Genomic DNA, 13,299 nt, shown 5'->3' with positions numbered 1-13,299 from the left:
ATACGGGTCAAAGAATAGGAGTATTTATATGATTACACCAAAAATGGGTTTTATTATTTATGGAGTTCACAAAGACGGATTAAAAGATCCCATGGGAAATCCTTTCATTGATGAACAAATAATTGCTCAATCAAAGAAAGCCATAGCAAGTCGTGGCGTTGAGTTGGTAGAATATCCTATTGTGGTGGCAACCAAAGAAGAAGCCCGATTAGCGCTCAAAACCATGAAAGATGATGAAAGAGTCGACGGAGTTATTTTGTTTTCCGGTACTTGGGTTTGGGCATCGAATATGATTGCAGCTATCCGGGATTATGGATTGACTGGAAAAGGTATTTGCATCTGGACCCATCCGGGATCTCAGGGGTGGCGTCCGGTAGGCGGTTTGGTGCTTCATGGAGCGCTCATGGAAATAGGAATTCCTCATAAATTTGTTTATGGTTTAGCTGAGGATGAAGACGAAATAGATAAAATTGTTCATTTCAGTCAAGCATGCCATCTAAAAAATCGTTTAAACCAAGCCACTATTGGAGCATTTGGTGGACGAGGTATGGGGCAAACGGTGGGTGTTGCCGATCCTTCCCAATGGATGAAAGTTTTTGGAATCGATATTGATTCTCGAGACACCACTGAGCTGATTCGCACTGCAGAAGAAGTGACCTCCGAACAACTTAAAAAGCTTGAACCACGCATGACCAAGCTTTTTGGTAAATTACCCGAGGCATCGGTGGTGAATGAACGCTCTCTTCGCCTTTATTTAGCAATCAAGATCCTGGTTGAAAAAGAAAAATGGGAATTTTACACCATCCAATCCTTCCCCGGATTAGGAGATGATTATTCTGCTACCTGTTTTGCCCAGTCAATGATGCTCGAGGATCGAGTTGGAACCTCAACCCTGGGAGATTTTAACACTGCTTTAACGGTTTATCTCATGACCCGATTAAGCTCTGAACCGGTGTATTACGGTGATCTTCAACATATCGATAAAAAACGTCGTGAGATTAAGATCATCGGGGATGGTGCCATACCACCTTCTTTAGCTGGGAAAGTAGGTCCAGCAGGATTTTCAGTTCACGGAATTCCAACTGAAGGACAGGCTGGTGGATTATCGATACGAGCCATTGCGAAGGTAGGGAAAGGAATACTGGCTCGCTTAGGAAGAATAAATGGAGAATTTCGAATGGTCGTTGTCCCGGTATCGATTTTTGAACCTTCCCAAGAAACCATCATGAAAAGACTGGATGAATGTGGAATTCCTTTCTGGCCTCATGGATTTGTAACCGTAGAGGGAAGTATTGAATGCTTGCTGGAAAATTGGATGAATGAATATGCTTGTTTGGGGTATGGAGAAGAACTTTATCCCGCTATCATTGATTTTTGTGAATTAACCGGAATTAAGGTGGTTCTACCTTAGAACGTTTTGAATATCATCTAAGAGCAAAGAGTGAGTTTTTTCATTACAAGATGAATAAGGAGAGGAAATTGAAATCGTGATTGATTCGCTACCAAATAATCGTTCTCTGCGAAAAAGACTCAGCCTTTTCTTTTTGGAAAAGAAAAATGGTGTTGCTTATTTATTGCTGATACCAAGTTTAGTGCTTATTTTTGGGATCCTCATCTATCCCCTTCTCTATTCTCTTTATATTAGTTTTCATGACTATCTTCTCACTAAGCCCGGAATATACAATTTTATTGGATTAGCCAACTACCTTGAAGCTTTACAAAGTAATTTTTTTCTGAAAAGTGTCATTCGCACTCTTTATTTTGCCTTTGTTTCAGTGGGGATTGAGCTGGTTTTGGGTTTAGGAGTAGCTTTAGTGCTCCAACAGAAATTTCGGGGAAGAGGTGTGGTTCGGGGTTTGATTATTCTTCCCTGGGCATTACCAACTTCGGTAAATGGGATCATGTGGAAATGGATATATAACGCCAACTATGGTGTTCTGAATGCTCTTTTAAAGCGCTTGGGACTGATTGAACGTTATCAAGTCTGGTTGGCCGATCCAACCCGAGCTCTTCACTTTGTAATGCTTGCAAATATCTGGAAGGAAACGCCGGTAGGGGTGCTGATGTTTTTGGCAGTTTTAGAACAAATACCGCGTGAACTCTACGAAGCAGCTTTAGTCGATGGAGCTAATACTCTGAAAAAATTTTGGTATATCACCCTTCCCCTGTTAAAGCCGATGATTGTTACTTTAGCTATTATAAAAATCATCTGGGCGATTCGGGAATTTGATATATTCTATATTATTACCCGGGGTGGTCCGGGTGAAGGGACCAGTGTCTTGAGTTATTACGCTTATCTTAATAGCTTCAAGTTCTCAAGAATGGGCTTTGGAAGCGCCATTGCTTATTTGGTTATCGTCCTGGTTATTTTTATTGGCATCCCCTATTTTCGCTATATGCGAAAGCAGGAGGTTGATTGAAGATGGACAATAAATCAAAAAGAAAATTGAACCGATTACTCCTATGGATTGCCGTGGTAGTGATCCTTATTGCAGTGTTAGCCCCTTTTCTCTGGCTCGTTATATCCAGTATTTCCCACAAGGTAGATTTAACCAGTGTACCACTCCATTTTTTCCCCAAAAATCCAACTTTTGAGAATTACTTGAAGATATTTTTTGGTGGTCGGGGAGTAACCGATGCCGCTTCCCAATTTGGACAATGTACAATAAATAGTCTTATCGTCGCATTTTTTGTCACCTTGATATCGATGGTTGCCGGTTCTTTAGCTGCTTATGGATTAACCCGGCTGGATTTTCGAGGGAAAGGATTCATCGGGACCTCGATAATTTTACCCCAGATTCTCCCTCCCATTGCTCTCATTATTCCATTGTTTTTGATTATCAATGGCTTTGGGATGGTCGATACTCGACTCTCTTTAATTTTAACTTATATTTCTTTTATTCTCCCTCTGGTCATCCGATTGATGATGGGTCATTTTGCTTCAATTCCTTCCAGCATTGAGGAGGCAGCTCGAATTGATGGGTGTACTCGAATTGGAGCGTTAATGAGGATTGTCCTTCCCCTATCGGCACCCGGAATAGCTGCTACATCGATTTTTGCTTTTATTATTGCCTGGAATGAGTTTTTCTTTGCCCTAATTTTTGCTTCAACCCAGTCTTCGAAAACCCTATCAGTTTTAGTTGAAGAATTCAGTAGTAAATTTGGTTCTGATTTTATTTCAATGAGTACGGCTGGAGTTTTAGCCAGTCTTCCACCAGTTATTCTCGCTTTAATTTTTCAAAAGTTTATTATTCAGGGGTTAACTGCTGGATCAGTGAAAGGGTAAATATTCATAATAGTACCGTACCAGGGAGGAAGGATAGTCTCTCCTATTCCTTTTTATGTCAGAAAATGGGATGAAAACCCAAAATTCGACATGCCACGGCATGTCGCTACATTAGATGAAGAACGGGCACAATACATTGTGCCCCTGCAATTTTTTAATCTTTTGTAGGGACTTGATTCATCATGCCCGGGGATTTTCAGGATAGACTTTCATGCTGCCTAATAGCACTAAATAACAATGAAAATATTTATCTGCCGATCAATTTCCCTCTTTAGCGAAGGGGAGTTAGGGGGATTTGAGTTTTTTTCTGCTCCGTCATTGCGAGGAGCGTCTTGTGCGACGTGGCAATCTCTACCATCCACTTAGTCATTCTGAGGAGTCCGGTGTTTTTGCCGGACGACGTAAGAATCTCATCATTTAAAGTATTTATGAAGAAAAAAATTAAAAGATGAGATCCTCACGCCCTCAAAAAGCGAGGGCTCAGGATGACCGATTAAAGGCACACCCCCCTTTATCCCCCCTCAATGGGGGAATTTATAAGATGGTATTTTCAGGGTAGATAAATTCTTATTCACTAATATAAATAGGAATTTTATAAAAAAAGGAAAGAAGGAGGTGCAATAAAGATAAGAATTTTCTGAGTATTATATAAAAAAATTTTGGAGGTAAAGATATGAAAACCCAAAAAAGTGTTTGGATATTATTGTTAACCTTGGTTTGGATGTTATCGATAGTAATGGTTGGCTATAGCCAGGAACAAATAGCGGTCATTATGCCTCGTCACGAGATGGATGTCAAGGGTTTGTGGGAACAGCAAACTCGAGAATTTGAAAAAGAAACCGGTATCAAGGTGGAATTAATCACCATGGCCTGGGACCGAGTAGCGGATAAAGTACTCACCGAATTGGCTGCGGGCGGAACATCTTTTGATGTTATCGAGTTTGATAATGCCTGGGTCGCTAAATTTAATGAAGCTGGCTGGTTGGTTCCACTCAACCAATATATGGAAGCTGATGTTATCGATCAAATGCTGCCAGGTTTAGTCAATACTTTCAGTGTCGATGGTACCCTCTATGGTATAGTATGGAATAACGACACTCGCTTTTTTATGTATAACGGAAAGAAATTAAAAGATGCCGGTATTGCTGAACCACCTCGCACCTGGGCAGAATTTGTCGAGCAGTCACAGAAAATGATTACTGCCAACTTGATTCAATACGGAAGCAGTGAAGCGGCCGAACAAAGCCAATCGCTTGCGAACTGGCATTCCTTTATAAGCTATAGCTTTGGTTCTGATCTGTTTAACAGCGAAGGGAAACCAACCTTTTTAGAGCAACCTGCAATCGATGCCCTCACCTTTATGGCTGATTGTTTCCTGAATACGAAAGTCATTGATCAAGCTTCACTTACCATGAATCAGGAAATGACCGCCAATGTTTTTTATAATGGAAGCACAGCGTTTTTCCCCCAAGCCTGGCCGGGTGTTTATAACGCTTCAAATGATGAATCTATTTCGCAAATCGTTGGGGAAGTTGAAATAGCTGAATATATTCCGGCAGCAAAACCAGAATTTCAAGCTACTTTAAACCTCCCGGAAGCTTTAGCTATTCCAGCCACATCGAAGAACCCCGAAGCAGCCTGGAAATACATTGAATATATGACCAGTCCGGAGAGAGACAAAGTTCGTTCTCTGGAAATTGGAACTCTTCCCATCTGGAAAGCCCATTTCGAAGATCCTGAACTATTAACTCTCTATCCCTATTGGAAAAATTTTGGAAAACAGGCAGAATTTGCCCGGGCTTTGCCTCAACTCACTTGGTATGACGAATGGTCATACGCTCAACAGATTGAAGTTCAAAATGCTTTGATGGGAACCAAAACTCCACAGGAAGCACTCCAAAGCATGTATGATGCCATTGAGAAAAATCTTTAATAAAAAATAAACCAAGGCGAGAGGATCCTCTCGCCTTGGTTTATTTCCAAAAATTAAAAAAAGTATAAAACAATCTCTATTTATATTAAAAAGCATCAGTTGGAAAGAATTAAACCTTTTCCCTATTATGTCAACCCCTACTCTCTTTTTAGCATTTTTTACCGAATGAAAAGTGATAGTTTTCAACTTCACAATCGTTGTGATAAGTCCTCTCTGCCAAAAGAATCAGCATGTTAACTGGTTGATCCCCTTTGGCATATGCGGCATGATGCCATACCCCTATTTTTAGCCTGACAAAGGTAAGTTTGGGAACTTCGAAGATTTCGACTTTCATGTCTTCAGATTTTTCTGCTGAAGCGCCCACGTGAATAAGTACATCTCCATCAAGGGGCAACATTCCCTCTTCGGTAGTATTGTGGTGTTCGGTGAACTCAATTTTAAAATCACGAGGAAAAACCCGACAGAGGGAAACTCCCAGGATAGAACTTCCTAAATTCTGTAATGCTAAGTCGGGATAAAATTCAACTGGTGGTTGTCCGATTCTCTGGTATTTATCAGGATTGACCTTATCCAGTTGAACAAAATCACCATATTTTTGGAATGTTTCAAAAGACAGTGGTTGGATTTGTATTGTGCTCATAAGATTCTCTCCTTTGGAATTAAATGATGGTAATTTTTTATTTTCTTATTGTAGCAATTTTTTGACTGATGGTCGATTCAATAATTACCGGAAAAAGCAACCGGTAAGAATTCAGGAGATAGTTAAATGTGAGAGTGAACAGTAACTATTAAAGTTTGAAAGATGCCCTTTCTCCAGTTTTTTTACGAGTTGATAATTCAATTTTTGATGCTTTCAAACAAAATGATCATTCAACTCAGTAAGCCTGTTGATATCCGGTGAAAAAACGGTGTATAAAAAGATTTTTGCACGGAAATCACAACGATTTCGCTTGATATTCAAGTTATCCACAAAAACCATCCGGACAGAGTTACGTATATAATATCATCCTGGTATAAAGGGAGGTTGAACATGGTAGTACAGGTGGGAAGAGGAATATTTTGGGTAGTCAATGATATTCGGATACTCCAAAAAAAGGACGGTTCTTTTTGGCTGCTCTTTGATGATCGGCTCATTGAGCTCAACCGAAACCAAATTCAAGCCTTTGGTTTTGATTTCTGTGATTTTTTTCCTGTTGAAGACTGGGAAATTGAATTGACGCCGGAATTTTCAGGACAATAAACCAATAAAAAAAGAATTTCCAATCGGGGGAATAGTTCTTGCTCTCCCTGGATTTATCCCTTCCTTGTTGTTGACAAAACATCAGGTCAAAAAATTCTGTTGAGGACCTTCATCCTTTGCTCATTTTTGCCCTTTCTTCGCTGGTTTCGGGAAGAAGAGGTTTTAAAAAACCATTTCGATAAGCTTCAAGGGCAATAGACCGTAATGCTTTTAAATTGATTTCGTCATTGACTTCGGGAAAAATTTTCCACATTTTGCAGTCTTGAGTTTTAACACCACAGATAAGATAAAGATCATTATTAATTTGTTGATATTGAAATCTGTCTTTTTGGCTGCTTTTAAGCAGAAGCTCAGAGAGGTCTTTCAGGTTGAGAGTATAAAGATATTCTTCAAAATTCATACATATCACATCCTTTTATTCGTTTACCCAATGAAATACAACCCAAAAATAGATGATTTATGCCAGCTGTCATAAAGAAGTGATAAGATAAAATTTAAAAATTTAATTGCAAAAAAATAAAAAAAGTTGGTTGATGGAAGCTTTCTCAGTTATAATCCTTTTATGAAAAAGTATTTCTTAATCTGGTTTTATATCCTGATCATCCTGATTTCTTTTTCATATTCGGTATTTGCTCAACGTTTTGATCCCTTTTTGGATTGGCGGGAAATGGATTCCGGTCATTTTCTGGTCATTTTTCCATCTTCTTTGAAGAATGTCGCTTTAGAGGTTGCCGTGCTTGCCGAAACTATTCTTCCTCAAATCGAAACATTCCTTAACACCACTCTTTCTTTTCGACCGGCAATCGTTTTGGCAGATAATACCGATATTCCCAATGGCTATGCCGATCCTCTTCAAGGTAAAATCCAATTGGTGGTATCTCATCCCTATAATCAATTTTTAGGAACCAGGTTTCGGAATTGGATACAAATGGTTTTGGCTCACGAATTGACCCACATGCTCCACCTTGAAGCGGCGAGTCCTGAAATAATGCGCTGGCGGAATCTTCTGGGTTATATTGTTCTTCCCAATGTTATTCAACCAATGTGGGCGTGGGAAGGATATGCTATGTATGTCGAAAATCACTTCGGAACTCAAGGTCGTCCATCCGATACTTTATACGATATGTATTTGAGGGAAATGGCCTTAGGGGATCATTTCGAGCCTCCTCATCTCTTTGGTGGATACAGTTATCTTGACCGATGGCCGGCTCAGAGTGGTTGTTATATTTATGGCGCCAGTGTTTGTCAATTCATAGCTGATGAGTTTGGAGAGAAGAAACTGGGAGAAATTAGCACCCTCCGCTCAGAGAATTTTCAAATTCATGGATTTGATACGGCTCTTAAAAAAGCGATCGGTGTGGATACCAATGAATTATGGATACTCTGGAAGGAAAATCTCAAGGAAAAATATCGGCAACAATTTCAGAAAATTCGGCAACAGGGTATAACCCCTATTACCTTTTTAACCAATCGGGGATATTATGTTTCCAGCTTAAGCCTATCTCCCGATGGAGAGAAGCTTATTTACTCATTATCCCACCCTGAATATCTCTCAGGATTACGGCTTCGCGACCTGAGAAGCAGTCAGGAACGCTTAATAGTCCAGGGTTCAATTGTTGGAAACCCAGTTTTTTCTCAAGACGGAAAAAAAATGGTTTATTCAAAAATTGTTACTGAGCGGTATCATTCCTGGTTTGATGTTTTTCTGTATGATTTGGATACCGGGAAAGAAAGCAGAATGACTCATGGTGCCCGAGCTTTTAGCCCTTTTTTCCGAAAGGATAAAATATATTTTCTAAGAAGGAATATTTTTCCCGAAGGTCTTTATTCCATTGATCTCACTTCAAAAAAGATAGAATTGGTTTATGAATTCTCAGCTTCTTTCCGACCGAATCAAGCCCTGGTTAATCCATCGGAAGAAATTCTGGTATTTTCCGGCTGGAAAAATGGTTTCCTTGATTTGGCATTATTTGATGAAGATAAAAGACTTCACTTTATTACTTCGGATATTTATGCCGATCTATCACCATCTTTCTCTCCCGATGGGAAAATTTTGTTTTTTTCCTCAGACCGGAATGGCGTGTACAATGTTTACGCCTATAATCTTGATACTGATGAATTCTATCAGGTGACCAATGTGGTGAATGGTTTATTTGAACCGAGCTATGATGGACAAAAGTTTTACGGTATTTCTTACCATGGATTGGGCTTTGACGTTGTAGAGTTACTTGCCGATATTCAGAGCTGGAGAAAGATTGAGGTTGAAAAAGCGATTATTCCTGATTCTGATGATAAAATCACTCCGTCCCAGAATTACGAGGATAAGCCCTATCAAGCGATCAAACATCTTTTCCCCCGCTATTGGGTGCCGCTTCTTTGGGGTGGATCAACCAGGGCAAGTGATTACCTGGGGTTTCATTCCTATTCCCTTGCCTATCAAAGTGATTTGCAAGAGAATTTTTCAACTACGTTTTCCTATCAGGGTCTCTTTATGGATCCGGAAATCAACACCTGGTTATATTTGGACCAGGAGAAATTTCAGTATTCCCTATCATTGGGATACCCGATTTTTTTATCACACCCGAGCCAGCTTACTTTCCAGGCAGGATATGAAAAGATTTATCGAGATGACAGTTTGTATTCTGGATTTTGGGAAGGATTTTTTCTTCATAGCCAGTTTTCAACAACTGGTGGTAGTGATTCTTGGATTACCAGCCAATCTTTTAACCTAACCTATCAGAATGGTCAATATGAGTTGTATCCCGTCCAAAAAGGACTTTTTTCCTGGGATATCCAGTCCTATCGAGCTGGGAGTGTCGATCATTCCTGGTATGCTCAAATAGCTTTGGGACAAAGCACCCTCCCCCTGGATTTTGCCTTGGGTGGTCGTGATTCGTTTTGGGGAGTTGCGGGTTATCCCGAAGATTTCCTTCGAGGAAGAATTGCCGGCCGTTTTGAGTTGGGATATAAATTTCCCTTATTGATTCTTGATCAACCCCTATTCAGCATAGGGTTGGTCAAGGGTGTCCAAGGAAAAATATATTGGGTGGAGTCAGCTGCTGGGGAAAGCTGGGATACCTTGAACTGGATAGGAAACATAGGGAGCGAACTTTCTTTACAAAGCTTTTTGGCAGAAGGCTTTTCGGTTAATTTAACTTTGGGATTTGCTCAACCATTGGAATCAAATCGTTCCGGTGAATGGTATTTGACTCTCAGCACTCATTTTCGTTGAGATTTATATTAAAATTTTTTGGAAAAAATCGCATTCTTGAATAGCTTGCGATATACTACCCTTAAGCAATCATGGGGGGGACCATGAAAAATTTTTATGCGAAAAAAATTTTAGAGTTTATACCTAAGGAATATCAACTGATTATTGGTGAGATTGTTTTAGTTGGTATCTTTTTCCTTATTGCTTCACCTTCAATGCTTTTCTTTCATAGTGCTATGGGGATCATAAGTCTGCTTATTGCTTATAATATCTTTTTTCTTGGCTCGAACTATTTGCGACTCTCTTCCCAACCCTTCATTTTTAGTATTAGCATATTATCCATTGTTTATGTTCTCATTGATTTTATACGAGTATTCCTGTTATGGAGAAATCCTTTTTTATTAAGAAACATTATTGACCTAACCATACAGCTCTGGTTGGTTTCTCGTTTTGCCGAGTGCGCTGTTTTTTTAATCGGTTTTCTCGCTTGGTTTAAAAGATACCGTTTTTTATATTTAGGACTTATTTATTTAGGCTCAGTGGTATTTTTATTTTGTACTACATTTCTATGGAATGTATTTCCTCGAAGTTATCAACCAGGTTTAGGGTTAACCAATTTTACGTTATTAAGTGAATATTTCATCAGTGCTTTTATTTATATAGCTTTGTCTATTATCCTTTTTCGAAAGAAGAAAATACCCATCCCGGTACTACGCCCGCTGATTATTTCTTTAATTCTGAGTATTGGAGCGGAAGTGATATTCACTATGCTTCGTAACCAATATGGTTTCATGATCGAATGGCGGGTAATGGTGAAGTTTTTATCTCTCCTCTTTATTTATCAGGCAGTCGTCCAAGCTATTCAAAATAAAAACGGAAAAGCCCGCCTATCCAGTCATTGGTGGAGTCATTTTAAACAAAGTACTCAATCCCAGAGGGAGACCGATGACCATGGATTAGACCAAGTCTCTTTCTCTCCTGATCATTTTAATCTTCCCGACCATATCCAATCTTTAGTTGATAACGCTCAGGACCTTCTCTTTCGTTTCCAGGCGATTGAGCCCATAAAATTGGAATATATTAATCCAGCAGTAGAAAAAATCATCGGATTTTCCCCGTCGGAATTTTATGCTAACCCTACTCTTTTTATTCAAAGAGTTTACCCTGAGGATCGACCGCTTTTGGACTTATACTTAAAAAATCCCTCTGCCCTTGATAAGCCACTGGCTATCAGAATGGTTAGGAAAGACAGCACAATTATCTGGATGGAGCATAAATATGTACCGGTTTATAATCGAAGGAAGAAAATCATAGCTGTAGAGGGGATTGCTCGAGATATTACCGAAAGGAAGAAAGCCGAAGAACAAATTCGATATATCAGCTTCAATGACCCACTTACCGGATTATACAATCGTGCTTTTTTTGAAGAAGAAATTTCCCGTCAAAATTTTCCTGAAAACCATCCCATCGGTATCATTTTAGGAGATGTGAATGAAATTCACTTAGTGAATGAAAGATTCAGTCATCAGGAAGGCGATCGGATTCTGATTGATACCGCTAATATCTTAAAGAGGTTTTCTCGAAATCAAGATATTTTAGCCCGCTGGGATGAAGATGAATTTATTCTTTTTACACCTCAAGTCGATAATGAATATCTCCAGACTACCGTGGAATCAATACAAAAGGAATTGCTTAACATCGAAACCAACCCTATGCAAGTAAGTATTGCTTTTGGATATGCCTTGAAAGAAAATCAGGATCAATCGATAGGTGAAGTTATTGAAAAAGCTGAAGGATGGATGTATTGGAAAAAATTGACGAGAAGCAGCGAGCTCGGCCAAGACCTGGTTACTGCTATTGAAAAGTCGCTTCTTAAAATTACTCAAGAAACCGAGAAACATTCCGATCGACTCCAAAAAATTACTCAAAAAATTGGCCAAGAATTAGGATTTTCCCAAGAAAAACTCCATCATTTGAACCTTTTAGCTCGACTGCACGATTTGGGAAAAATTGCTACGCCCAAATCTATTTTAAATAAATCCGGACTCCTCTCACCCAAAGAATGGGATATGGTAAAACGTCATCCCAAGATTGGTTATCAGATTGCTTTGAGTTCTTCCGAATTAACCCCCATTGCTGAATCAATCCTTTACCATCACGAGAGATGGGATGGTACCGGTTACCCACAAGGTTTAAAGGGTAATGCTATCCCGCTCCTGTCAAGAATTATTGCTATTGCCGATACTTATGATGTGATGGTGAGTGGAAGAGCTTATAAAAAACCGATAGCCAAAAAAGAAGCCTTAAACGAGATAAAAAAAGGTGCAGGATATCAATTCGACCCGCACCTGGTTGAAGTATTTCTAAGGGTAATGAATTAATAGGTATTTGAATTTTTACTTCAATTCAATCATTGCTGATTTTCACACATTCAATGTTTCTGGTCACTGTTTTAATTTACTTCTACCCATTGGTTGGTTTTGGAACTCTTCAGAATCGCTTCACACAAAAGGACCTCTCGAAGGCCAGCCTTAAATCCTGGATAATTTTTTGGAGCGGATGGATCCAGAACAGCTTGATACACTTCTTTAAAGAGTTGCTTGGAGGTATCAGGGAAGCCTTCATTATGCCCTCCAGGGAAAGAAACAATTTTCCTGGTTTCACTGTCTAAGAGCGAAGGATCTTTTAAGAGCGTTTGATTAGCTTGATCTCGATAACCAATCCAGAGTTCGTTGGGTTTTTCCGAATCCCAGGCAATGGCTTTTTGAGACCCGTCTAGTTCAAAGTATAATCGATTTTTTCTTCCGGCTGCGACCTGGTTCACGGTCAACACGCCATGGCCTCCGTTCCCAAAATGGAGAAGAACGGTTGCGTAGTCTTCGGTTTTAATTGAAATATCTTGATAGTCTTCGGGTTGGAGAATTTTTCCAGCATAGGTTTCTACCGGTTTCAATGGTTTTTTCCGAATAGGGTGAAAAGTGGCAAAATCCGCAAAGACCTCAATTATTTCCTCTCCAGCAATGAATTCAATCATATCCAACCAGTGGGACCCTATATCAGCAATTGCTCGTGATTCGCCGCTCATATCTGGTTCCAACCTCCAGTTGTAATCAGTGGGATAAAAGAGCCAATCCTGTAAATAGGACCCATGGACAGCAAAAACCGTCCCCAGTTCGCCTCGTTCCACCATCCGCTGTGATTCACGGGCTAAGGGGTAATAACGAAGATTAAAATGAATAGCATTGACCAACCCTTTCTTGTCAGCAAGTTCAACCAGCTCCTCGGCTTCCCGGCGATTCATAGCTAACGGTTTTTCACAAACAACATGTTTTCCAGCTTCGAGTGCTTCTTTACTCATCTGGAAATGGAGATGGTTGGGGGTACAGATGTGAACCATTTGAATCTTATCGTCTTTCAGTAAATCGCGGTAATTTCCAAAATGGTTTTTCACACCATACTGGAGAGCTTTATTCCGGGCAATTTCGTCATTAACATCAGCGAGACTGATGACTTCGGCCAAGAAAGTTCGCCGTGCTGCCTCGATATGTGCAGGACCAATAAAGCCAGTTCCGATCACACCAACATTGAGTGAACGATTCATATCGCTTCCTCCTTTATAGACATTATGA

Annotated in this window: 10 protein-coding genes; 7 read left to right on the top strand and 3 right to left on the bottom strand. The window is 39.7% G+C overall.

The window, feature by feature from the left end:
• Nucleotides 1-28: 28 nt before the first annotated feature.
• The 4 genes from RT761_RS12075 (at nt 29) to RT761_RS12060 (ending at nt 5,219) form a co-directional block, all read left to right on the top strand.
• A complete protein-coding gene (locus RT761_RS12075) occupies nt 29-1,411 on the top strand; it encodes a hypothetical protein (RefSeq protein WP_218111672.1) in 1,383 nt (460 codons plus the stop codon).
• A 76-nt stretch (nt 1,412-1,487) separates the two neighbouring features.
• A complete protein-coding gene (locus RT761_RS12070) occupies nt 1,488-2,420 on the top strand; it encodes a carbohydrate ABC transporter permease (protein WP_218111671.1) in 933 nt (310 codons plus the stop codon).
• Nucleotides 2,421-2,422: 2 nt separating this feature from the next.
• Nucleotides 2,423-3,286 carry a carbohydrate ABC transporter permease gene (locus RT761_RS12065; protein WP_218111670.1) on the top strand — a complete coding sequence of 288 codons (864 nt, stop codon included), beginning with the start codon at nt 2,423-2,425 and terminating at the stop codon, nt 3,284-3,286.
• A 673-nt stretch (nt 3,287-3,959) separates the two neighbouring features.
• The gene (locus RT761_RS12060; RefSeq protein WP_218111669.1) at nt 3,960-5,219 is read left to right on the top strand and encodes an extracellular solute-binding protein; all 1,260 of its coding nucleotides are present in this window, start codon (nt 3,960-3,962) and stop codon (nt 5,217-5,219) included.
• 148 nt (nt 5,220-5,367) lie between these two features.
• On the opposite strand, the gene RT761_RS12055 is transcribed toward RT761_RS12060, so the two are convergent.
• Nucleotides 5,368-5,859, bottom strand: coding sequence for an ureidoglycolate lyase (locus RT761_RS12055; RefSeq protein ID WP_218111668.1), 492 nt, complete (start codon nt 5,857-5,859; stop codon nt 5,368-5,370).
• Nucleotides 5,860-6,249: 390 nt separating this feature from the next.
• On the opposite strand from RT761_RS12055, the gene RT761_RS12050 reads away from it, so the two are divergent.
• Nucleotides 6,250-6,459: a hypothetical protein gene (locus tag RT761_RS12050; RefSeq protein ID WP_218111667.1), complete on the top strand. Its 210-nt coding sequence runs from the start codon at nt 6,250-6,252 to the stop codon at nt 6,457-6,459.
• Nucleotides 6,460-6,568: 109 nt separating this feature from the next.
• On the opposite strand, the gene RT761_RS12045 is transcribed toward RT761_RS12050, so the two are convergent.
• The gene (locus RT761_RS12045) at nt 6,569-6,859 is read right to left on the bottom strand and encodes a hypothetical protein (protein ID WP_218111666.1); all 291 of its coding nucleotides are present in this window, start codon (nt 6,857-6,859) and stop codon (nt 6,569-6,571) included.
• Nucleotides 6,860-7,126: 267 nt separating this feature from the next.
• Here RT761_RS12045 and RT761_RS12040 point away from each other — a divergent pair, with 267 nt between their 5' ends.
• Together RT761_RS12040 and RT761_RS12035 are read left to right on the top strand one after the other, a co-directional pair.
• Nucleotides 7,127-9,691, top strand: a complete 2,565-nt coding sequence (locus tag RT761_RS12040; protein ID WP_218111665.1) for a hypothetical protein — start codon at nt 7,127-7,129, stop codon at nt 9,689-9,691.
• Between the two features lie 83 nt (nt 9,692-9,774).
• Nucleotides 9,775-12,051 (top strand): HD domain-containing phosphohydrolase, encoded by a 2,277-nt coding sequence (locus tag RT761_RS12035; protein WP_218111664.1) that lies wholly within the window; start codon nt 9,775-9,777, stop codon nt 12,049-12,051.
• A 71-nt stretch (nt 12,052-12,122) separates the two neighbouring features.
• On the opposite strand, the gene RT761_RS12030 is transcribed toward RT761_RS12035, so the two are convergent.
• Nucleotides 12,123-13,271 carry a Gfo/Idh/MocA family protein gene (locus tag RT761_RS12030; protein ID WP_218111663.1) on the bottom strand — a complete coding sequence of 383 codons (1,149 nt, stop codon included), beginning with the start codon at nt 13,269-13,271 and terminating at the stop codon, nt 12,123-12,125.
• Between the last annotated feature and the right edge of the window lie 28 nt (nt 13,272-13,299).

The organism is Atribacter laminatus (assembly GCF_015775515.1).
In the GTDB taxonomy this organism is placed as follows: domain Bacteria; phylum Atribacterota; class Atribacteria; order Atribacterales; family Atribacteraceae; genus Atribacter; species Atribacter laminatus.
The sequence above is the reverse complement of the archived record's forward strand: the minus strand, read 5'-3'. Positions and strand labels throughout refer to the sequence as shown.